A 23,825-nucleotide genomic window follows, 5' to 3' on the forward strand; every position below is an offset into this window, starting at 1 on the left:
ACAGGCTTACTCTTAACAGAGGAAAAACTACTTATTCTCTGTCGAATTTGTTTAGCATGGTTTTTCATAAATGTTAGCAGTACTCCATATTATTCAATTGCGCCAGCAACGTCATAATCATTTAAATCTAATTCAATCGGTTGTCCGAGCGCTAGTTTAGCAAGTTCCGCTCCTAAGTATGGACCAGCTGTTAAACCCGAAGCCCCTAATCCATTCGCAACGAGAATTCCTTCAAAGTTAGGTAGTGGCCCGATAACAGGTAAGAATCCTGGTGTGAATGGTCTGAATCCAACTCTCGTTTCAAGCATTGTAGCATTTTCTAAGCCAGGTGCAACTGCTAATGCCTTATGGAATACTTCATGTAAACCACCTGCTGTTACACGATGATCGAAACCAGTATCATTCTCATGTGTTGCACCAATTACGACATGACCATTGTCAAACGTTAAAATATATTGATCGTTCGGTGGCATAACAACTGGCATATTTTCTGTTGCTGTATTTTCAATTTGCAGATGAACAATTTGTCCTTTTTGGAATGTAACTAAGAAATTAATTCCTAATGGGTTCAAGATTTCATTCGCCCATGCGCCTGCAGTTACAATAACCTTTTCTGCTAAAATTGTTTCATCGTTTACTGTAACTCCAGTAATATGATTTCCTTCACGGACTAATATGGCATCGCCTTTTATAAAAGTTGCACCATGTTTTTTCGCAGCACTTATTAACGCATTGCGTAATAATCTTCCATTTACTCGTGCAGCACCACTAATATGAACAGAACTATATTCGTCTGATAATGCTGGGAATAATTTTTTTGTTTCTTCAGCTGATAAGCGAGTTATTTCACCAATCTCTGGGGCATCTTCACGTCGTTTATAAGCTCGCTCTTCCATTTGATCTAACTTTTTCTCGTCAGTATGTAAACTAATTGCACCTACACGATTATATCCTGTGTCAGTTTCACCGTCTTCTTCTAATTGCTGAATTAACGAAGAATAGTAACGTGCACCGCCTTTAACGATTTTATACCATGCTTTATTACGACGCTGTGATAGCCATGGACATACAATACCTGCTCCTGCATCAGTTGCTTGCCCTAATTGTTGGCGATCCACGATAGTAACATTCGCACCTGCCTTAGCAAGATGATAAGCAGTAGACGCTCCTAAAATTCCAGATCCAACTACAATATACGATTTCATTTCAAACACCTTTTCTCTTTTGCTAATTATATAAATATAAGAACATTCCTTAGTATAATGGAAGGAATGCTTTTTTCAATGCACTCATCACAATTAATTGTTGCAGCATTGTGACTTTCTTAATCATTATTTTTTCTTCTTACGGAATAATTCAATTGTTTTATAGCCTTGTGAAAGGATCTCTATCATTTTCTCTAGACGTTTTTCACGTGTTTTTTCTTGTTTTACAGAAAAAAGATTACGTGCCCAATCTTTCTGATATCCAGGCGTTAAACTTTGATAAAACTTAAGTTCATTCGGGTGATTTGTTAATAATGCTTCAACATCTTTAATTCGATCTGCATAATCGGCAACACATTGACTCATAGCAGATGTTTTCGTTGTTTTTTTCTTTTCACGTTTTAAACCTACAACAGTAAAGACTTCATCCATACTTACCATTCGTGCAAATTTAATATCGCTTTCTCCCACATAACCATCTTCTCCAACGTTTAATGCCGGAAACATCTCATCACGGTGAATAAACGTACTATAACGAGCATTACCTTTTTTCGGATATGCGAAGAATACGTAACCTTTTTCAATTAGTAATTCTTCATTACTAATAATAAAATTCGTTTGTTTCACCATTTCATCAAGCGTTTCTACAAATATAAAGATAGCATCGTGTTCTTTTGAGAATCCATTTTCTTTACCTGTAAAAATGTCATAATCACTTGGTTCGTTAATAACGACCATATTTGTATACTTATTAAGTTTCAATTTATCAATAACTGACATAATAATCTTCCTTTACATTCAAAATTCATTGTACATACTTTTTCGTACTGTTCTAGTGTATTATATGTATTAAGAAAATCAAACTTTAAATCGTTTTATTCTGCTGCAAAAGAACAGAATTCTTTAATAGATGGGGTGGTTTTATGCCATATGTAATCCGGAATGAAGGGCTAGTTTTACAAGGGGATGATGGAAAAGAACCAATTTTTCATACATATGAAGAAGCTGAGGAAACATTAAAAACATTAACTATATCGCAGTTTCCGAAACGTATTAGAAGAAAACCATTTACACCAAAAATAATAAAAATAGCCGCTTCTGAATAAGAACCGGCTATCTTTATTATTCATGACTTAATAGCAAATAAAGTATATAACAACTCTCTATATTGATCTTCTGTAATTTCACGCTTAGTTTTTTCCCCATGAATAATTTCGGTTAAACTTGTATTCGTTAATGAAATATGGCCAGAGTTCGTCAACTTTACTGCAATTGGTCCCTTATTAAAAATAGACTTCTCATCTTCTATCACTCTTCTTTGAACATCATTTACTACTATCTCATCAATAATATGTTTATAAAAAGCATGACAAACTTTCCATTCTCCAGCAGCATCTTTTCTTTCTAAAACATAATTTCCTCTACTAGTATCTTTTTGTCTCACCCGGTACGAACCATTTTTTGAAGAAACAGATTCACCAGTAAAAGGTACAGGAATAAGAGGTACTAAAGAAGCTATACCTACATCAATTAAATACTGTACATTATTATAAGTTAAAATAATTGTTATATGGCCATCCTCAAGTGCCCATGCATTTATATCGTTTTTATAAACCGTACCTAATGCCAGTTGTACATCATAACCACAGTCTCTTAAAAAATAGTAAAAAAGAGTGTTTAATTCGTAGCAAAGTCCACCACGGGAACTAGTTAAAATTTTCTCTCGCAAGTTTTCCGGAGAGATTTGATTCGTATTACACGCTATAACATCTAAATTCTCAAATGGTATAGTGTGTGCAAATGCAAAGAGAATTGTATTTAATTCTTCAAACTTCACTTCAGTACGCTTTGCAAGATTCAATCTTGTAAAAAGCTTATGTTGTAGACTTGTCATAGTCAGCACCCCTTAAAATGTATAAGTTAAAATAGTATATGCTGATTGTAAATTTGATGGGGTACTGAAACAATGTACATTTCGTTTAACTGTACCGGTACAAAAAGTCTAACCGACAAGATCACTTAAGATAAGAAGCTACGAATAGAAATTTAATAGTTTGTCTATAGGTAGATTATTATGATCGCTTAAATCAACAAAATACTGAAGTTGCCACATTTGGCTCTTTTTAGCTTGATTGCTAACAGTGGTATCCCAACCAGGATAAATTCTCATTGCCATTTTCCCTGTTTGACTTGGTGTTCTCAATATTTTTTCTTTAAGAAGAATCTCTTTAGGAAAAATAAATTGCCCTAGTTTATTATCAGCAATACAAGTGATTACTAATAAATCAGGAGCAGCTTCATAAGAGAAAGCTCTATTTCGCATATTTTCATCTTTCTCCCAAAAAGAAACAAATTGACCAATTTTATTAGGTGTAACTTTTGATTTTCTAAAACGAATGGTTTTGTTATTTAAGTGGAATAAACATCCGGCATATTCTGCGTTTTGCTTTTCTTCTTTTAGATTCGTAATCATTAAGTTGTTAGGTTTGTAAACTTTATTGTTTAAATTTCGGATCGTATCATTAAAATTGTTCAAAAAAACTCCCCCTTTATCCGCCTCTTAGTTTACCACAAACATCAGTTCTTCTATATCGTATATAATCATGAACTAAGTGAAATGAGGGAATTTAGCAGGATATAATTATTACTTTAATGTACTTAGTTTTTCAATTGCTTGTTGTTCAGTTGCTAAGTAAAAAATGTCATTCCCTTTATTACATTCATAAATAAAATCCTTTAAGCTTTTACTAGTATACATAGAGAAATCTCCAACAATAGCAATCTTTACCTTGTAGTTTATAAACTTTTGAAGGATATCGCCCGCAAGCCGTGTTTTTAGATCAAAGAAATCTTCACTTATTAAAGATTTATGGATAATAATATGTTTCGCATCTACCTCATATTGAACGGTTGCCATAGTATCTAATGCAGACTGAACATCCGATATTAATACCTTATCGTTTCTAATGAGCGCAATATTGATTCCATCGATTACTACTTTCTTTATTTCCATAGTCCCACCCCTTTATAATTTACACAGTATGAGTAAAATTGTTTTACAAAACTTCGTATTAAGCATAGATTAAATTAGCCACAGCTATTAAAATCGCATCTATTTTTTATTGTAAGTATATATTTTTTATTACTAATACGGTCAATGAAATTAATGATAGTTTCTCTTTTTTTATATTTTTGAATATATATATGGAATTGCCTTTACTTGTTATAAAAATATTGTGGAGTAACATAACTTAACAAACTATCCAAAGTGTTAATCTCGGCATACGGTTGTATTTTGGTAGTATTCTTGATCTTCTGAGGGTTTAAACCACACACCTTTTATATTTACATTTTGAGGACCAGCAATATCCTTTTCTAAGTCATCACCAACAAATAAAGTATTTTCCGGCTGTAAATTTAGCTTATTTAATGCTAGTTCGAATATACGTTTATCAGGTTTACTAAATCCCACTTCTTCAGAAATAATGATTGTTTCAAAATACCTATTTAAATTCGTGTTAAATATTTTAGCTTTTTGCCTCTGAGTTGAGCCATTTGTTATAATTCCAACTTTAAAGTGCTTCTTTATTTGATTTAAGAAATGAATAGTATTTTGGTCTATTGAAAAACATCTAGGGAAATTATTATTCCAAAAATCTTGGATGTAATTGCGTGGCAATCTATACTTCGGCGTGAATTCATCAAACAATGATTCTAAAACTGTCGTTTTATTACTTATACCATATTCTCTTTTATCGTATTCTTTGAATTTCTGTAACATGTTGCTTTTAGCCGCACCATCTACATTTTCATAACACTTTTCTAAAACAATTAAAAATAATGCCTCTACTGCTTTATCCCTATCAAGTAATGTATCATCTAAATCAAACAGCATCGCTTTATAACCCATCAAATCATTTCACAACCTTTCTAGCATTATATAAATCTTTCCAAGTTTGTACCTTTAAACTTTTGGTTTAGCAAGAACATTGTTATGTAGTGATTAACGATTAAATAAAAACTAGATGAAAGAAATCCATAGTTCTTGGCACACACTCTAGTATTACAGTAGCTTCTTCTATATTGAAATTCCTTTTCCTCTTTTGGTAAAGAAGCAAAAGTATATTTTCGAGAATTTTAAGAAACTACATACAATTCACGTTATTATACATTAGTTTTTCGTAAATATTAATCGTACATCAATTCATACGATAAGTTTTTTTAAGCAATTATTTCTCCATAAAAAAGGAATATAGCTAATAATACTTTTTGGTAGTAAACGTCCTATGAAGTTTACTACTGTATCTCCACATAAACTCCAGATTGTACGGCTATAATGACTACCAGAGGTGATATTATGAAAAATTATCATATCCTCGTGGTTGAGGACGATCAAGAAATTCAGGAATTAATTAAACAATTTTTAATGACACAGCATTATACAGTGGTAGTCGCTTCAGATGGACTAGAGGGTATGACACAATTTAATAAGCAATCCTTTGATTTAATTCTTCTAGATGTCATGATGCCCAATCTTAATGGATTTGAAGTTTCTAAAATGATCCGAAGTCAGTCAAACGTACCAATTATTATGCTAACTGCGTTGGAAGAAGAGGAAGATCAAATGAAAGGATTCGATCTTGGGATCGATGATTATATAACAAAACCCTTTTCATTTCATGTTTTGATTAGACGAGTCGAAGCTGTACTTAGAAGAAGTTATGATAAAAATGTAAATAATCATTTGATATTTAAAGAAGTTCGTATCGATGTGGATGCATATAGAGTGTATGTAAATGACGTTGAAATTATATTAACGACAAAAGAGTTTGAAATTCTACAACTACTATTTCAAAATGAGAGAAAAGTACTTACAAGAGAAAATATCGTAGAGAAAGTTTGGGGGTACGATTATTTTGGAGAAACACGAATAATTGATACACATATTAAAAATCTACGCAAAAAATTAGCTATCCCTTATATTAAAACAATAAAGGGTATTGGTTATAAAATTGATGAATAGTATTGTGAAACTCATGAAAATGAAGCAAATCACTTACAAACTCTTTATGACTACATCTCTCATTTTGTTATCCTTTGCAGTATTGATTTATTTAACTTTATACTTCTTTCTTCCTACATTTTATGAGCAATATAAAACAGATCAACTTCAAACAGGGATAAACGAAATCATTGATAAGTCTAAAAATCTTACGTTTCAAGATGCGATACCACTTTTTGATGAATACGCAAAAAAAAATAATGCGATGCTTTACCTTCAAAATAAAGAAGGAGTAATTATTTACTCTCCTTCATTTTCTTTTATTCAAAGTGGTACGCAAAAAACAGTAGTTACTAAAGCAACACGATTCGAGAATGCAAGTACCCTTAGCAATTCATATAACGTTACGAAACCAATTCAATTCCAAGATGGTAGTTTAACGCTTATAGTCTTTGCTACATTTCAACCGATTGATGAAGCTTCACAGGTTTTAGTACGCTTTCTCCCCTATATTAGTATCATTGTACTCGTAATTGGTATAGGGAGTGCTTATTTTTATTCCAGGTTTATTACAAAGCCACTTATTTATATTAATGAAGGTGCACAAAAGATGGCAAATTTAGATTTCTCCGAAAAAATTGAGGTTCGCTCTACAGATGAGTTAGGAGAATTGTCTAATAGTTTGAATGACATGTCTATTAACTTACAACAAGCTATGTTTGATTTAAAAAAAGCAAATGAACAATTAAAAAATGATATTGAAAAAGAAAGAGAAATAGAAACAAAACGCAGAGAGTTTTTTGCGATTGTAGCACATGAATTAAAGTCCCCTCTTACTGTAATGAAAGGCTACTTAGAAGGGATGATTTATAATATTGGCCCTTATCAAAATCGCGATCAATATTTAAAGAAAAATCATCAAATTATTGAAAGTATGGAACAATTAGTTCGTGAAATTTTAAGCGTATCGAAATTAGAACAACACACCTTCAAACTAAAAGTAGAGAAAGTTAATCCTTCAAAGTTAATAGGTACAATCACAAAAGATCTCGAATTTTTTGCTTCTCAAAAGAGCATCGAAATAATAAAAGAAATTGATTCTGATCTTTCTATTTATACAGATTGTGCTCTTTTAGAAAAAGCATGTAAAAATATTATTCACAATGCGGTTATGTATTCACCACATAATGAAAAAGTCTATATAAAGTTAAGTGAGGATTCGAAACAAGGTCAAATCGAAATGCAAATTATAAATACAGGTGTCAATATTAAAGATGAAGATTTACAACAAATTTTCAAACCATTTTATCGAATTGAAAAATCAAGAAATCGAAATACTGGAGGAAGTGGTTTGGGGTTATATATTGTTAAACAAATTCTTGAAACGCTAGATATAAAGTATTCAATAAAAAATATGGAACATAGTGTGCAATTTCGCATGAGGATTCCATTATTTAAACACAAAAACAAACAAACTCTCCTTTAAATAGGACGAGTTTGTTTGTTTTTGTAGTAAATATAAACTTATTAACAGGTTTTTCACTTAATGGACAAATGCTGCTTCTTAAATGGCGATTGTCATAAGTAGTGACAAACTGTATTCAATTTACATATTTATCTTCTACTTTTCAGATTAATTTGGAATTCTTTTATGATAAGCTATATGTAAAGATTAAACATAAAACAAAAAGGATGATTCGTATGCAAATAAGACCAAAGGTAAGTGAATATAACTCCTATTATGCAACGTATACCAACTTAGTATCAGACGGAAATATCATACATATTCTAGAACAACAAATGAAGGAAACGAATCTTTTATTAAAGGGAATTTCTAATAGTGAGGGGCTTTTCCGGTATGCTCCTACTAAATGGAGTATAAAAGAAGTAATCGGTCATATAGCAGATACAGAACGGATTATGGCGTATCGATTGCTATCTATCGCTCGAGGTGAGACAGCAGAACTTCCAGGCTATAATGATGATATGTATGTTCTTAGAGCTGCTTTTGATAAGCAATCTATGCAAGATCTTCTTGAGAATTTAATAGTTGTTCGCCAATCTACCCTGTATTTACTTAGAAGCTTAGATAAAGAAGCTTGGTCACAAAGAGGAAATGCGAATAATTCTGAAGTTACAGTTCGTGCATTAGCATACATCATTGCTGGTCATGAGCTTCATCATCTTCAAATTATAAAAGAACGTTACCTCGGTTCTGATTTATATCCAGCAACTTAACATTTGAAGAAAAAGAGTCCTATTTATGTAGGGCTCTTTTTCAGTATTTATAACGGATTAGTGCTTAGAACTATGGCAATTAAATGCATTTATTTATAAAGTCCACCACATAATATATATGCTATCCCCTCTTATTCTGTACATGAATTTCTTTAGGTTGATATACTACAAACTCAATATATCTGGAAAGGTGATGATATTATGTATGAACAACAAAATAATAGAGATAGAGATCAAAAAATGATGTTTTTTATGCAGGGAGTTCCCTCAAATAAAATTAACATGAATCAATTACCTAAATGGATTAGAATTTTTGGCTATTGTGTGTTTGGTTGGATAATAGTATTTAGTTTAATTATGATTGTAGGTTTAATTCTGCAATAACTATGTGTGATTATCCCATGATATAGGTAACCAATTATAATAAAAAGAACTTGTAGAATATCCTACAAGTTCTTTTTCAAATATTATTAAAACGGGAACAACAAACTATTTTAACATTCAGTACAGGGAGACCATTTTGGTTATGGCTTGATATTATTATAAATCAAATATAAACTTTTGAAAGGGATAGATTTTGAAAATTATGTTAATTTAATAACTACGATGTTTATATTAGATTTCATTTACGACCAACTTCTTCTTACTTAAATACACAGCACGATCTGATTTTTTTGCAACCTCCTGTGAGTGCGTCACAACAATAATGCATTTATTCTCTTTATGTGCAAGTTCTTGAAACAGTTCTATTATATCCATTGCGGTTTCCTCGTCGAGATTTCCTGTCGGCTCATCTGCAATTAGTAAATCAACATTACAAGATAGTGCTCGAGCGATTGCTACACGCTGTTGTTGCCCGCCACTTAGTTGCAGGACGTTTCGTTTCGCTTCAGCTTCTGAGAGTCCTACCCTCTCTAATAATTCTAATGCTCTTGCTGTTTTATTTTGCACTTTAACACCTGTAATTTCCATTGCTGTTAAGACGTTTTGAAGAGCGGTCATATAGGTAATTAAGTTATAAGATTGGAAAATTACAGATACATTTTGATTACGGTATCGATCCAAACCAATTTTTCTAATATCTTTGCCATTATACAGTACATAACCATTTTTAGGGACATCTAGTCCACAACCTAAGCTTAAAGTTGTAGTTTTACCAGAGCCAGATGGTCCTAAAATCGTGTAGAAATGTCCTTTTTGAAAAGAAAAGTTAACATTATCTAGTATCGCTACATTTTTTCCGTTACTTTCATAATAATAATCCAAATTTTTAAACTGTAAAATCGTCTCCATATCGAGCCTCCTCATTCATCTTTTAAAAGAATTTGTTTTGGGTTTAAACGTAGAATAGATAATGCTGGAAGAAGCGTTGCTATTATAGCAATAGCTAGTCCAATTCCACCCATTTTTCCTACATCTTCTCCTGTTACACTTACATCAATTTTATCAATTGGATCTTCTTTTTGATTTTGTAGAGTACCACCGGGTCCAGCCATCATTACAGTACCATGTTGCGAGGTATCTGTTTCTTCGCTTGCAGTAGCAATTTCATTCGAAAGTAAATTATCCCCGATATATTGAGAAACTTTAGCTCCTGTTGTTATGGATAATCCAAATGCTAAAATAGCGACACACACTACTTCTACTACGAATTGCGCCATCAGTTTCCACTTTTTCTCTCCAATAGACAATAGAATTCCCATTTCTTTACGACGCCCTTTAATTGATAGCATAATGATTAATCCTAAAATGATCGCACCTGCAATCGATACAATATAAATGATCATTTGAGAAGTCGAAGAGATATTTTCGATAGGACCAATCATTTGCTTGTACAATGAATCATGCGCATCTAATTTATAATAATTAAAATCAATATTAGATTTTTTTGCTTCTTTTTTAAATGCATCAATATATTGTGGATCATTCAAGAAATACACGACTTGAACACTACTTATACCTTGGTCTACTTCTAATTTTTTCATAGTTGAATGCGGCATATATAGTTTATTAGCTGGATCCATAATAGGAGGAGCCTGTTGACCCATTGCTTGCTCATTTGTTTCGTAAATACCGATAATTTCAACCTCAAGGGTTTCCTTCTTATCCCCTGATTGCACTTTAACTTTGTCTCCTACTTTCAAATTGTTTAATTCCGCTAATCGTTTTTCCATTAAAGCTACATTCTGATCCTTCATTTGCTCTGTAATTGGTTTTCCATCAATGATTTTACTTTTTCCGTTTTTAAAGCTTTCTTGTAATGCAGTCTTGCGAACTCCCTCAATCATAAAAGAAGCATTCATATCTATTTCTGTACCAGAGCTTGAACCGCCTCGCACAGCCGCCATTCCGGCTTTACCTTTTCCTTCTTCTTCTGAAGCTCCTACTAGTTTAAGTCCATCAGAAATACCAAAAGTGTTAGCTATGTAATTATAGTCTTTTACATACTTGGATTTCGCTAATTGATCTGTTTCTTTTGTATCGAGCTGCGGTGGATTTGGCATTTCTCCAGTTTCCTTAGCTTTTTGACCTAATTTGTCGAAATCAAGACCTAAAGTAACATCTGCACCAAGTTTTTTTCTCGCAGCATCCGCTGCTTTTTTTGACGCATTTTGGATTGTGAAACCTGAAAGAACCAAATTTGTAACAATCAGAAAAACTGCCATCAAAATTAATGATGTTCCTATCCTTTTTTTCATACTGAGAATTGCTCGTTTCATAAAATTCATTTTTTCTTACCTCCTTGATATCTTGTATTCTATATAGGTTATCTAGAGTTTATATGGAGCTAATCGGTAGTTTAACTAGAGAAATAAGGAGTTTATGTGTAGTTATTTACCTGTTCCAAAAAAGCTAGAACACAAATTCAAAAACGCAGCCGTTTTTGAATATTGGTAAGGAGTTATTCCGTTTAATAAATTTATATAAAAGTTAAGATTAATTTAATGTATGTAGCACAAAAAATATTTACTGTGTAATTTCTATACAATAAATATAGAGAAACCTATTTGGATATCTATAATAGGGATTTTAATACTGTATCTCATACAAATCACGTCACTTTAAAAGGTGCATCTTTTAATACGAAAATAAGCAAGTTAATATTCTCTTATATGAATAAGAATATTAACTTGCTTTTTAGATTTTAGTATAATTTATTTATAGTTTTATTTTATTGCAAGCTTTATAATATGATATACAAATTTATCACCTACTATTAGGAAAAGAGAATATTTTATAATTAATTTACAACATAAATTTTGTCCATGTTTTAAACAATATGTATTTTGGAGGAGGTTAATTTGATTTTTTCAAAACTCATTGATCGGTACGCCTTATATGATTTACACAAAAAAAGAAGTGTAGCGTTTCAGTATACTTCCCTTTCTAACACTTCATTAAATATAAAGGACATAGAATCTTTTTATAAAGTAAAACCATCCTATATTCATTTTGACATTAAGCATTCAAAACAGGAAAAGGAATACATGGTTGGGCAATTCAAATATAAAAGCTCGGTTCAATCCGGTGATTCACGCAACGACTCTGTAACTGGGGAATTATTCTTACATAAAAATGAAAATGCACCTCATGTTATCTTTGTTCACGGTTGGAGAATGGATTCTAACGAACGTGTGAAAAAAATATTCCACGATCATATGACCAGCCTGAAGTGGAATATGTATTATTTCACTCTACCCTATCATTTTGAAAGAAAACCCGATCAATCCTTTTTCAGTGGAGAGTATATGGTAAGTGCAAATATTGAACGAACAGTACAAGCAACTAGACAAGCGGTAGCTGATTTACGAGCTTTGATTAAATGGATTAAAGCAAATAAAAATGGTCCCCTGATTCTAATAGGAATTAGTTTAGGTGGATTTATTACTAACTTAACCTCTCTTGTTGAAGAAGAAATTGATGTGTTAGCATCCATTTTCTATGCAAATCGACTCTCTTATTCAATTTGGAATACAACTCCAGGTAAATTTATTAGAGAAGACTTGGAACATCATGGTGTAACGTATGATGATTTAATAGATTATTGGAAAATCACTGAACCGAGTCAAGCATTACCAAAAGTAAAAAAAGAAAATATTTTATTAATTTCAGGTAAGCACGATCTATATGTGCATTCTGAGGATACAGACTACTTGTGGGAATCTTGGGAAAGGCCTACACGATATATTTATACATGTGGGCATGCCGGGATAGTTCTTAAACGTAAAAAAATTGCAACTGATACTATCAATTTTATTCAAAATCGATTGAACTCCCTGCATTTATCCAATGACAGGTCTTAAATTGTGAGATTACTAAGTAGGGGTAGTACCAACATTTGTACACTAAGATTCTTTCAACATAAAGATTGTTGATAACTTGTACGTGTCAGTAATGCTGGTGTTACTTTAAATACAAAGAGCATGTTTTAAAAAATGATAATAACATGCTCTAAACTTATCTATTTATTTTTATTTCTTACAGATATCTATAGATAATATTGAAACATCCCATGTATTAAAAAGTGTTCCCTGCAGTACATTTATGTATCGATCTGCTGACTTCTGAACAGCAAGGTCCACATGCTTTGACACGACTCGATGAAAAGCATTATAAATACGGTTGAATGGTAGCCCTTTTACTATATCCGTCAGCTATTTTACTTTACTAGCAGTGGATGTAGATAACTGTACATGAAACTCACTCACTGACAGTTGGCAATCACTTGAAAAATATCACCTGTTAGCAAAATGCCTTAATATAATTTCCAACATTCCAGTGTAAAACAGTTCTTCCTTTAAAATGACCTCCAAGACGATTTAATGTAATGCCATTTGGTTATTCAAAAGACTCACATACTTGTATACTCAAAATCCCTTTGATTTGTTTTTTGATGGTAAAACATGTTTCTCTACTCTTCCATATAGAGTAAGCAACTTGTTGATAAAAGAAAATTTCGGTATAAACCAATGCGAAAATAACGCTGAAACACATCCTATTAAAGCCCCTATTACTACATCAAAAGGATAATGAACTCCTACCCAAATACGAGAGATTGCCACACAAAATGCAAGTATAAGCCATAACCATCCAGTCTTCTTACGAACAAGCCAAAATGAAAAACAAATCGAAAAAAAGAGAATCGTATGGTCGCTAGGAAATGAATTATCTATAGCATGATTGACAAGTTTATTAACATCAGGTAATACTGCAAACGGTTGATAATTCAAATGAAATTTCCCTGCTATTTTCCCGATTACCTCGGCAATTACAAAAGCAACCAGCGCTTGAATAACCATCATTCTACTTTTTCTGGACCCAGTAAACCAATAAGCTAAAATAATTAAAGCAAAAATATATACCATATATTCTGCCAAAAATACCATGGCTGAGTTTAGAAATGAATATTGTTTACCTAAATCATTAATTGCTCGAAAAATATCAATATTGAATTGAGAAAAAGACATTTCAAATCCCTCCTTTTTAGTAAGGTGTTTTACCGATTTCCATATACTTTCATTACATAAATAGTTTTGGTTATTGTATCTATCTAAAAATATCAACCTCTTATGACATCACTTTCTTCTTTTTCACTTTAATAAAAAAAGAAAAAGGAAAACATCGAACTTTCTTACAAACATTCATGCATTCTTACAGTTTTGTCATTTTCTTGTCATTTTGTAAATAGGTTCATCGTCTTGCCTTTTGCTATTTTCAAGAACTCTTATATCTACAATTATGGAAACGCTAATTTCACATTAAAAAGAGAAGAACCTTGGTGAGTTCTTCTCTTTTTGTTTATTAAATTGTAATATAATTACAGTATGTGAAATTATATTATTTTAACTTTAAAACAAATGAACTTAATGCAGGGACTTTAATTTTATTGTCATGGACAACATAAAGTGGTGTACTTCCCGCCTGCTTCCCATCTACTAGTACTTTCCAAGGACCTTTCGATGGAAGTGTTATTTCAACAGCTTCTCTATTTGCATTGTGAGCCACTGTAAAGTATTCATTTTTATTCCCCTCTATTGTATAAGCTACAGTATTTTTCGGAGCATCAATAAATGATACGTGTGTTTTTATTTGCTCTGCAGATGTCATTCGAAAAGCTGAGTACTTTTTGCGTAATTCTATTAAGCCCTTCATATAATCTACTTCATTATTAAACGTTGCACGGCGCAGCCAATCCATCTGGTTAATTGAATCTGGAGATTTGTAACTATTATGATCACCATATTTCGTCCGCATAAACTCTTGCCCTGCATGTAAAAATGGAATTCCTTGTGATGTTAATAAAATCGAAGAAGACAATTTGTGCATTTGTTTTCGCACTTCATCGTTGTTACCTGGATTAGTTAACTCAAGTTTATCCCATAATGTATGATTGTCATGTGCTTCCACATAAGTTAGCACCTGCTCTGGATCTTGATAGGTAGACGAATTTGTATCGTAGTCAATACCTGCCGTAATACCTTTTTTAATACGATCTTCCATGTTTTCCTTTCCATTTATAAAACCATTTTCCTTCTCTTCAAATACACTACCTTTCAATCCATCACGTATATTATCATTAAAATGAGCAATCCCTTTCATTTTCTCTGCATTTTTTTGATTTGCTTTCAGCTCAGCTGCAAGAGGTGTATTTAAATCCCATCCTTCTCCGTGTAGTATAATAGAAGGGTCAATTTGATTAACAGCTTTACGTATTTCATTCATCGTTTCATAATCATGAATACCCATTAAATCAAAACGGAATCCATCTAAATTGTATTCTTTCGCCCAATATGTGACGGAATCTATCATAAATTTCCTCATCATTTTTCTTTCTGAAGCAGTATCATTTCCTACTCCAGTTCCATTTGCAAATGTTCCATCTTCATTGTAACGATAATAATAACCTGGAACTAACTTATGGAAATTAGATTCAGCAGCGTTATACATATGGTTATATACTACATCCATCACTACTCGAAGATTATTATCATGTAGTGTTTGAACCATTTGCTTCAATTCAGTTATTCGCACAGTCGGCTCATAAGGATTTGTAGAATAGGAGCCTTCTGGAATGTTAAAATTTTTAGGGTCATATCCCCAGTTATATTGCGGTTCATTTAAAGTCTCTTCATTTACTGAAGCATAATCAAATATCGGTAAAAACTGAACGTGAGTAACACCTAGATCCTTTATATGATCAAGTCCTGTTTTTACACCTTCTGGCCCTTTTGTTCCTTTTTCTGTTACACCTAAATACTTCCCTTTCTGTTTAATACCACTTTCAGGTTGGATGGAAAGATCGCGTATATGTAACTCATAAATAATAGCATCTTCCGGATTTTTAAATTTTGGCTTTTTGTTTGCTTTCCATTTTTTCGGATTTGTTTCTTCTAAATTAACGACTGCACCTTTATCCCCATTTACAGAAGCAGCACGCACATATGGATCAACTGCTTCAGTCCACTTATCACCAATTTTGACCTTATATGTATAAAAGAGCCCTTTTTGGTTCCCTTTTAGTTCTGCAGTCCAAGTTCCTTTTACACTTTGCTGCATGTTTATTTCAGTACCTATTTTATCGTTCCATTTTTTATATGTAACTAACTTCGCTTCACTTGCAGTAGGAGCCCATACACGGAACTTTGTATGTTGCGCGGTATATGTATTCCCTAAATCGTTACCACTATAATAAAATAAATTATCAAATTCCTCGCTACGAATGACTTTACCAATTTCAGTATTCGTATCAGCTAAGTTTTCTATTTTAAGTTTGTATGTTTGTTTTAAATCAATTTTCTGTTCCGTAATTATTTTAACCTTATTAGTAATATCTCCACTGTTTATATCATAAGGACTAATATTCTTAATTTTAATGCCTTCAATTTCAATTTTCTTTTCCCTAATATTAAATGGGACATTAGTCATTACAGTAATTTCATGGAAACTATCAATAGTTGCTTTTTGAATTGAGAGATCTGAAGAAGGCTTAGAGTTATATACTTTTTCATCACCCGAAAGAATCCATACTTCAGCACGACCGTCCTTTATATTTTCAATCCAACGATCTCCACCATCTTTTTCCCATTCATTTGTTCGAACTATAAATCCTACACGATTATAGTCACCGTCTATTTTTATCTTAGCGTATTTTCCAAATTCATCTTCACCAGTAAATTCATAAGATGTACCATTTGCATTTTCACCCCATAACCAAAGATTCCAGTCTTTTGTATTTCCAAGCTTCTCTTTGTAATGAATGATAATTTCAGTTGTTTTCGAATTTGAAATTGCCTTCACACTCTGAAAGGAGAAAACAGATGATAACATAACGATTATGGTAAGTAATAAGAATGATTTGTTAATTAACCTTTTTGTAATTTGCACCACATACACCCTTTCTTCAAATATTACTAGCGATTTATTATGCTTACACTGAATAACACTGCTTAAATTAATCTAGAAATCTCTTTTAATTCACCTCCATATTGGCTATTTTCACGTATGTATTTCAATGACCTTTTAATACGAAAACGTTTGCATTAATGCTTAAAAAAATAGATTTGTGTATGCCCTCATATATTTGTAAATGCTAAAAGGTCAGGGAAATCATTTTAAAGCAATCGTTTGTTATCGCTTTCATTTTATAGACTTTCTATCAAGAGGTCAATATATTATTAATTTTCTGTTTTTACAAACTTTAAACCTTATTTATTTGTCGCAACTTCTTACAGATAACGCACCTAATTATTGCTTAGTCAGTTTATTTCCAATAATACATTGCTAAGTAAAAAAACAGCTAATATCCTTAAAATGATATTAGCTGTTTTTCATAATGTATTAATATATGAATGATAACTATATTTCTAAATTACTTAATTTTTGCTGCATCAAATGCCTTTTGAACTGCTTGAACTTCAGCTGTATTTGCACCATATTTATTAGTTGCCACTCGAATACATGCTGATCTCAATTCTTTGAAATTAGAAGTCATGTTTAACTCATCAGTATTTGCATAATAGAAAATATCAAACATTTTATCTTCACCAATTCCTTTAACAGTCACTCCATTATGAGTTCCGCCTTTTGCAATGAGATACGCAACTTTATTAATAATACTTGAATTAAAATGAACACCGCCTTGATCCCATCCATTAAAATCGTTAAATTCACTGTAATCATCTGGATAAGGTACTCCAAGTGAAGATGGAACAGAAGCTGGGTTTTCCATATCACGGAAAACAGATCCCGTTTGTTCTCCCATTGTCCAGTTAAAGTTTCCATTATTTACGTATTTCTCAATAGATGTTCCCATAATATCAGATAGTGCCTCATTAATCGCACCGGATTCCCCGTAATATTCAAGATTAGATTCGCTAGAAGTAACAGCATGTGTAAATTCATGTCCAGCTACGTCATATGCTTTAACAATAGGATCACCATATACAAGCATACTTCCATTATTAGCACTTAATGCATTCTGCCAATTCTTCGGATCATTCGTCTCTTCAGAATCCCAAGCGTGTACAACTGAAACTACCTTTTGTCCCTTATTATCAAAGCTATTACGCTTGTATTTATCTTTATAAAAATCAAATACTTTTGTTGCTAAGTAATGAGCACTTACTGCTTTTGGATCGTTAAATGTTGCCGAAGTACTAGTCGCTAATGTACCCGGATAATAGCTTTCTTCTTTAGTAATATCTCTGTAATTCACATCATATGTTTCAATTCCTTGCCCTCTTGTATAATCAGCAAGAGCATATTTGCCATTACTTTGTTTAGAGATACCAAATGAACGATTAATACCTAAATCATCTTTTCCTGTTCCGGTTAATGATGTAAGACTGCTTTGTTTACTTTTCTTTAAAGCGCCAACTAGTTTGTCACTGGCTTTTAAGTTAGATTCTTGTACCATATTTTTTAACATATCACCATTTTGTGCATTTACTAAATAAGTACCAGAAACATAGTTTGGTGTTGCAGCTTCAAATTTAACTTGGTATGCATTTTTAGCTTGTCCATTATTTTCATCAACAAAAATAACCTCTTTAACTTCTGGCTCAGTAATAAACTTGATATCGTTCCCGTACTTCGTATAAATAAATTGTTTTGCTTCATCTTTTGATAGATTAATAGATTTTTTCAATTCTTCTTGTTTTAAATTTTGCGCGCTATCACCTGAAACACTTTTAATAACACCATTATTATCTACGTGTGCAGTTAATTGATGACCATATACTTCTTTTCCTTCGTATGTTTGCTGCATACGTACAAGTGTAGTTCCATCATACGAACCACGTTTTTGAAGGACTTTATAATCTACTCCTGCTTCTCCATTGACTTGTTTTTGGGAGAGAGCTTGCTCTGTTTTCTTCTTAAGTGCATCCTTTACTACATTTTCTGGTGTCTTTTGTGACGGTTGTGTCAGTTCACCCGAACGGAACGATTCTTCCTGAATTTGAACTTGTAGTTGATCTGTTTCCTCTGCATGAGCTACCCCATATGGTGCCACAGCTGTTAAAGCTAATCCTGTTGTTAATGCTACCTTAGTTAATGTCTTTTTGTTTTTCATTATTTCACCTCGTATAATTTTTGAAATAGAAAGCTTGTACAAAGTATACTGTCTATTTCTGTCGGAAAAAAGAGAAAATACACAATTTATGTAACATTATGCAAAATTACATAAATTGTGGTCAATATTATAAATAATGAACGGAACACATATGTACATTAATTTGAATAAAAGAGAGTCCTTATAGGCGCTCATCCAATTGGTTAGTTATTAATTATCTATATTCATTGTAATAAAAGTATACTTACCTCTAAATAACAACATAAAAACCCACTCTTTACTATTGTAAGAGTGGGTTTAATGTTATTAAAATAACAATTACTATAAGAAACCTTATAATTTATATTTTTTTAGTAATCCTACTAAGTTTTTTGTAAAATTCACCTTTCGTTTTTATATGCTTAAACTGATTTGGATTAATATTTGCTTTTTGTGAGAGTGCTACAATCTCTTCTTGTGAAATTGAGTCTTTCGTATTTATAGATGCTATATTTGTGTATTTTCCGTCTTCTGTTTTTGGAATTTCTAAAATCCCTTTATTCACAAGATCAACTACAGCCTTATGCTCTGAAGAATGTAAATCTACACCAGTAATTTTCCAATTACGCATAACTTTTGGTGTGTATACACTGTTCTTTACCTCTTTTAAATATGTAATAGCAAGGTTACGAATGGTTCCACCTGTTTCTCCAAATGCATTCTCTTGTTTAGATGACCAAATTTGTTCAAACTTACGCCCCTCTAAAGCTCCTCCTTTTGCCTGAAGAGCCTCCATTCTATATGCATTCATTCCCAGCGTCATAACATCGCTCATTTTGATTGGTTTGTTTGTACGAATAGAGCGTAAATTTGTAATTCTACTTCCGTATGGTTTTGTTAAGTCAATTTCGTATTTTACGCCTCCAAAGAAATCGTTCGTACTGTATTTAGATGCACGGCGGGTTTTATCAAAGCTAACGGTTACATCTCCGGCACGAGATGAGTTAAAATATCCTGCTGCCCATTCCATATAGTCTTTTAAATCTTTTCCAGAAATCTTATATACTGTAATTTCTCCCAAGGCATATTGGTAATTATACGCAATATCTTTTTTCTTAATAGGACCTGTATCCAAACGGGCATAATCATTATCAATTTGATGGGCTACTACATCTGCTTTACTGTAGTAGAGCATGACTTCATGAAAGAAATCTGATAAAGGTGTTTCTTGAACCTGAACACTTGGGATACCCTTTATTTCATTTTCAGGAACAAGATTTCTACCCTTTAATTGAGCGACTACAACATTTGCATCTCCTCTCGCATATTCGTGAAAAGGTGTTAGTGTTTCTTCAAGTGTAGGATCAGATAATATCGTTGTTCCATCAGCATTTTTTACAGGTATAGCGGTAGCAGTTTTATCTTTTAAAACCAACTTCCCATCTTGCTTTGTAAAAGTAAGATCAATACGTGAAATATGTGTTCCATATTTATCTGGCTCTGTAATAATTACGCCATTTACAACTTCTTTTTTTACAAGTTTATGCATGTGAGCCGCAAAAATAGCGCTTAGTTCCGGACAAGCATTTGCAATATCTTGAACACCAGTACCAGGGATACCATTCTCATTTTCTAATCCCATATGCATAACTCCTACCATTACATCTACTTTACCTTCTAATTCCTTAATTGCCTTTTTCGTCTCTTCTACCGGATTTTTCACCACTAAACCATCTAAGTGATCTGTCCCTTTTTCAAAATCACTAATCATTGGTGTATTCATACCAATAATCCCAACTCTAATTCCACCTTTTTCTACAATTGTATATGCAGGAAGAAAGCGCTCTCCATTTTCCTTATAAATATTACCTGCTAACGTTTTTCCCTTATATTGCTCACTAACTTTTTTCAATGTATCTAATCCAAAGTTGAATTCATGATTTCCAAATGCCCAGGCGTCATATCCCATTGTATTCATCGCTACCATCATTGGCGATTGTGGCTTATCGTTGAATAATTCTACTGAGTTTCCTTGAATTGTATCCCCGGCATCTACTAATATGGTATTTGGATTTTCTTGACGGACCTTCTTTATAACCGTATAAAGCTGCGTCAAACTTCCACTCATATTTGCTCCATCAAGTGCATAATCCCACGGCATAAATCTACCATGAATATCTGCAGTACCTAACAATGTAATATTAACTTCAGATTCCTCAGCCATAGAGATAAGTGGTTTGACTATGACTGCTGTTCCGAGCAGTAATAGAATTACAAAGTAACATACATAGTTCTTCCATTTCATTCTTTGCATAATAATAATATTTCTCCCCTTTTTGTACTTTCGTAAAGTTGTTTGAACTTTAAAAATGTAACTTATTATTCGGGAAACTTCAACTACAAAAAATAATTTTGAAGGTGGTTCTGTTGCAAAAATAAAGAGAATAAATTGCATACATCCCCTAACAGAATTGTATTTTATCGTTTCCTGACAGAATACCCCTTCCTTAAGGGTGTGAAGTGTACTTTCAAAATAAGGACATATCATTCATCATCATTTCTATTTATTAAAACGGGCATATACAATATGTTATGATGATTAATTTTTTGAATTTCGTTGCTGATTTATTTCCTTCTAAATAAAAACACTTTCAAAAAAAATAACCCCGCTCTTCATTTAAGACGGGGTTACACTTATACAGAAAATCGGGTAGTTTCATATTTTCTTAAGTTTATTGGTTACTTTCAACTAATTTCATTCTACTTTTGTTTTCTTCTGAATCAATATGAATCAACCGTTTTCCCTGTTTATAATACGTATCAATAAATAGGGGGGATTTTTACTTTTCAATTTCACATAGCAATTTTATTTCTTTAATTTGTTCTATATGACGCTGTTCATGCAGATAGATCAGTTCTATCCACTGATCAAGGTGTAATTCTCCAAGAGCTGGATGCATCACTGATTTTTTCGCTAATATAGATTCATCTTCTATTGTACTCAGGAAATGCATCAATTCTTTTCTTGATTTGCTTAGCATATTGAGCATTTGCTGCACTTCAAATGGTTCTATACTTGGTTCAATCATTTCTGGAGCTATAAACTTTTTCGTTCTATCTAATAAAATATTATGAATTTCTTTACGCTCATTTTGGGTACTATCTAACTTTTTTAACCCTGAGGAAATAACTGTTATCACTCTCTCATCTAATAAAACTAAATGATGACAAACTTGTGCAATACTCCATTTATCCTTATCTGGTTTCCTATTAAATTGAGCATCACTCAACAAAGAAATTTCCTCAACTAATTGATTTCTCGTTTCATAAAACTTTTCATTTACAAATGTATCCATGCGGATTCTCCTTTCATTGCAACCTTCATACTTAAATTTCTACGCTAAAAATATTATCTTCGAAAACAGATTTTCTTTCACTACTATTCCAATTTCATTTTAAAGCCACAAATGAAGTTATTTGTTTTTTGTATGTTTTTAATTGGCACAAATAAATCAACCTTTAACTTTCCTTCTAAATCTTCAGCAACATTATTTAAGCAAAACTCTAAATTATCTCTATCATAATCTGCATCATACTCACTATTTGGTAGCCACTCTGCATACATGTATTGATACGCTTCACTTAATTTATGAGGTTCATCATAGAACTGGTATAGACCATATGTACCTCCATCTAATCTTTTAAATTGCACATCATGATACTTTTCTTTATCGAAGTTTTCAGGAATCGTAACACATGCATCATGCCGGCACTTATGACTTGCAACAAGTTCAGGATTATCTAATGATATTCCGATAAATGATTGCTCTGGTGGATACAGTTTATTTTCAATTGACCAGTTCAGTAACTTTCCCCAATGATCTTGCGGTTCAAAGTAGCTACCAGTTCGTCTTATATACGCTACTTCTAATGGTGGTAATTTTTTTATAACAACTTTCATTTACATCTTCTCCCCTATAAATACGTACACTGTTTATTTAGCTTTCTTTAATATTTATTCCTTCTTAAACAAAAAGAATTTTCTAATCACATAAAGTGAAACTTTAATCAGCGGGCGATGAATTTGAATTGAAATATAATTGATTACTATTACTACTAAAGTAGTATGTACTTTCATACTTTTATTTGATTTTACATTCTTTTTAAATCGATATATTAATTGTAAGAAAATAAAAAGGTGGAGGATTTTAATTGATTAAAGGAATATACGAAGCGCATTTACCAGTGAGTAATTTACAACAATCTATCGAATTTTATGAAAAACTAGGGTTGAAGTTAGCCTGGAGCGATGAATCAACAGCATTCTTTTGGATTGAGGACGGGAAAAGTTGGCTGGGATTATGGGCGGGCTCTGAATACGAAACAAAATATCATCCTTCTTTACGTCATATTGCATTTAGAGTTTCCTATGAGGATTTAAAAGAATCATTACATTGGTTACACTCACTTCAAATTAAAGCTGTTCCGTTTGGGAGTAATGAATCTATTGAACCATTTGTCCGTCCACATCAAGGTAATGCATCTGTTTATTTTATTGATCCAGATGGTAATAGCTTAGAACTTATTTGTCATATTTTTGTACCTAACGCACTAAAACATATAAATGATAAATTATCCTTTAAAGATTGGGAGACACTATTAGCTGACACATTTGAATGAATATTAGTTATAAATCATAATGGCTCGCTTTTATTTTTATAACATGTATAACAATCTTGAATAGTAATGTCCTATCAATTTATCATTAAATAAATGTAAAAAATGACCCTATTTATTCATTTTTAATGCGTATGTATGTACATTTGTT

Annotated in this window: 20 protein-coding genes and 2 pseudogenes; 7 read left to right on the forward strand and 15 right to left on the reverse strand. The window is 32.2% G+C overall.

Annotated elements, in window-relative coordinates:
* Positions 1 to 89: 89 nt before the first annotated feature.
* Both AC3EMB_RS13355 and AC3EMB_RS13360 read right to left on the reverse strand, forming a co-directional pair.
* On the reverse strand, positions 90 to 1,205 hold the full coding sequence (locus AC3EMB_RS13355; protein ID WP_000844382.1) for an NAD(P)/FAD-dependent oxidoreductase: 1,116 nt from the start codon (positions 1,203 to 1,205) through the stop codon (positions 90 to 92).
* A gap of 126 nt (positions 1,206 to 1,331) precedes the next feature.
* The gene (locus AC3EMB_RS13360) at positions 1,332 to 1,985 is read right to left on the reverse strand and encodes a YdeI/OmpD-associated family protein (protein ID WP_106824908.1); all 654 of its coding nucleotides are present in this window, start codon (positions 1,983 to 1,985) and stop codon (positions 1,332 to 1,334) included.
* Between the two features lie 143 nt (positions 1,986 to 2,128).
* On the opposite strand from AC3EMB_RS13360, the gene AC3EMB_RS13365 reads away from it, so the two are divergent.
* On the forward strand, positions 2,129 to 2,311 hold the full coding sequence (locus AC3EMB_RS13365; RefSeq protein ID WP_488517764.1) for a hypothetical protein: 183 nt from the start codon (positions 2,129 to 2,131) through the stop codon (positions 2,309 to 2,311).
* 20 nt (positions 2,312 to 2,331) lie between these two features.
* Here the strand turns inward: AC3EMB_RS13365 and AC3EMB_RS13370 are convergent, their stop codons facing one another.
* From AC3EMB_RS13370 to AC3EMB_RS13385, 4 genes and pseudogenes are all read right to left on the reverse strand, one after another.
* Entirely contained in the window at positions 2,332 to 3,099 is a 768-nt protein-coding gene (locus tag AC3EMB_RS13370; RefSeq protein ID WP_488517765.1) for an arylamine N-acetyltransferase family protein, read from the reverse strand.
* A gap of 138 nt (positions 3,100 to 3,237) precedes the next feature.
* The gene (locus AC3EMB_RS13375; RefSeq protein ID WP_488517766.1) at positions 3,238 to 3,741 is read right to left on the reverse strand and encodes a MepB family protein; all 504 of its coding nucleotides are present in this window, start codon (positions 3,739 to 3,741) and stop codon (positions 3,238 to 3,240) included.
* A 108-nt stretch (positions 3,742 to 3,849) separates the two neighbouring features.
* Positions 3,850 to 4,218 carry a DUF4180 domain-containing protein gene (locus tag AC3EMB_RS13380; protein WP_061660937.1) on the reverse strand — a complete coding sequence of 123 codons (369 nt, stop codon included), beginning with the start codon at positions 4,216 to 4,218 and terminating at the stop codon, positions 3,850 to 3,852.
* Positions 4,219 to 4,421: 203 nt separating this feature from the next.
* Positions 4,422 to 5,115, reverse strand: a pseudogene (locus tag AC3EMB_RS13385) (HAD family hydrolase).
* A gap of 447 nt (positions 5,116 to 5,562) precedes the next feature.
* Between AC3EMB_RS13385 and AC3EMB_RS13390 the strand changes: the two are divergent.
* From AC3EMB_RS13390 to AC3EMB_RS13405, 4 genes are all read left to right on the forward strand, one after another.
* Complete coding sequence (locus tag AC3EMB_RS13390; protein WP_000800727.1) at positions 5,563 to 6,228, forward strand: response regulator transcription factor; 666 nt, start codon at positions 5,563 to 5,565, stop codon at positions 6,226 to 6,228.
* Between the two features lie 13 nt (positions 6,229 to 6,241).
* Positions 6,242 to 7,693 (forward strand): sensor histidine kinase, encoded by a 1,452-nt coding sequence (locus tag AC3EMB_RS13395; RefSeq protein ID WP_488517767.1) that lies wholly within the window; start codon positions 6,242 to 6,244, stop codon positions 7,691 to 7,693.
* A gap of 215 nt (positions 7,694 to 7,908) precedes the next feature.
* Positions 7,909 to 8,445 carry a DinB family protein gene (locus tag AC3EMB_RS13400; RefSeq protein WP_016512709.1) on the forward strand — a complete coding sequence of 179 codons (537 nt, stop codon included), beginning with the start codon at positions 7,909 to 7,911 and terminating at the stop codon, positions 8,443 to 8,445.
* 201 nt (positions 8,446 to 8,646) lie between these two features.
* Positions 8,647 to 8,829, forward strand: a complete 183-nt coding sequence (locus AC3EMB_RS13405; protein ID WP_069355672.1) for a hypothetical protein — start codon at positions 8,647 to 8,649, stop codon at positions 8,827 to 8,829.
* A gap of 231 nt (positions 8,830 to 9,060) precedes the next feature.
* Here the strand turns inward: AC3EMB_RS13405 and AC3EMB_RS13410 are convergent, their stop codons facing one another.
* Together AC3EMB_RS13410 and AC3EMB_RS13415 are read right to left on the reverse strand one after the other, a co-directional pair.
* On the reverse strand, positions 9,061 to 9,738 hold the full coding sequence (locus AC3EMB_RS13410) for an ABC transporter ATP-binding protein (protein WP_000447852.1): 678 nt from the start codon (positions 9,736 to 9,738) through the stop codon (positions 9,061 to 9,063).
* An 11-nt stretch (positions 9,739 to 9,749) separates the two neighbouring features.
* Complete coding sequence (locus AC3EMB_RS13415; RefSeq protein ID WP_095690762.1) at positions 9,750 to 11,174, reverse strand: ABC transporter permease; 1,425 nt, start codon at positions 11,172 to 11,174, stop codon at positions 9,750 to 9,752.
* Positions 11,175 to 11,747: 573 nt separating this feature from the next.
* Between AC3EMB_RS13415 and AC3EMB_RS13420 the strand changes: the two genes are divergently transcribed.
* The gene (locus AC3EMB_RS13420) at positions 11,748 to 12,749 is read left to right on the forward strand and encodes an alpha/beta hydrolase (protein ID WP_053564278.1); all 1,002 of its coding nucleotides are present in this window, start codon (positions 11,748 to 11,750) and stop codon (positions 12,747 to 12,749) included.
* 168 nt (positions 12,750 to 12,917) lie between these two features.
* On the opposite strand, the pseudogene AC3EMB_RS13425 reads toward AC3EMB_RS13420, so the two are convergent.
* The 7 genes and pseudogenes from AC3EMB_RS13425 to AC3EMB_RS13455 form a co-directional block, all read right to left on the reverse strand.
* Positions 12,918 to 13,275: pseudogene (locus tag AC3EMB_RS13425) on the reverse strand (MBL fold metallo-hydrolase); the annotation flags it as partial.
* Between the two features lie 38 nt (positions 13,276 to 13,313).
* The gene (locus AC3EMB_RS13430; RefSeq protein ID WP_089171191.1) at positions 13,314 to 13,913 is read right to left on the reverse strand and encodes an undecaprenyl-diphosphatase; all 600 of its coding nucleotides are present in this window, start codon (positions 13,911 to 13,913) and stop codon (positions 13,314 to 13,316) included.
* A gap of 370 nt (positions 13,914 to 14,283) precedes the next feature.
* Entirely contained in the window at positions 14,284 to 16,830 is a 2,547-nt protein-coding gene (gene pulA / locus AC3EMB_RS13435) for a type I pullulanase (protein WP_488517768.1), read from the reverse strand.
* Between the two features lie 484 nt (positions 16,831 to 17,314).
* Positions 17,315 to 19,018, reverse strand: a complete 1,704-nt coding sequence (locus tag AC3EMB_RS13440; protein ID WP_488517042.1) for a M4 family metallopeptidase — start codon at positions 19,016 to 19,018, stop codon at positions 17,315 to 17,317.
* A gap of 340 nt (positions 19,019 to 19,358) precedes the next feature.
* On the reverse strand, positions 19,359 to 21,311 hold the full coding sequence (locus AC3EMB_RS13445; protein ID WP_488517043.1) for a bifunctional metallophosphatase/5'-nucleotidase: 1,953 nt from the start codon (positions 21,309 to 21,311) through the stop codon (positions 19,359 to 19,361).
* 526 nt (positions 21,312 to 21,837) lie between these two features.
* On the reverse strand, positions 21,838 to 22,353 hold the full coding sequence (locus AC3EMB_RS13450) for a DinB family protein (protein WP_488517044.1): 516 nt from the start codon (positions 22,351 to 22,353) through the stop codon (positions 21,838 to 21,840).
* An 83-nt stretch (positions 22,354 to 22,436) separates the two neighbouring features.
* Complete coding sequence (locus AC3EMB_RS13455) at positions 22,437 to 22,958, reverse strand: AraC family transcriptional regulator (RefSeq protein WP_088023978.1); 522 nt, start codon at positions 22,956 to 22,958, stop codon at positions 22,437 to 22,439.
* A gap of 251 nt (positions 22,959 to 23,209) precedes the next feature.
* On the opposite strand from AC3EMB_RS13455, the gene AC3EMB_RS13460 reads away from it, so the two are divergent.
* Entirely contained in the window at positions 23,210 to 23,677 is a 468-nt protein-coding gene (locus tag AC3EMB_RS13460) for a VOC family protein (RefSeq protein ID WP_000589636.1), read from the forward strand.
* Positions 23,678 to 23,825: the final 148 nt, after the last annotated feature.

Source organism: Bacillus sp. LQ16 (assembly GCF_057784645.1).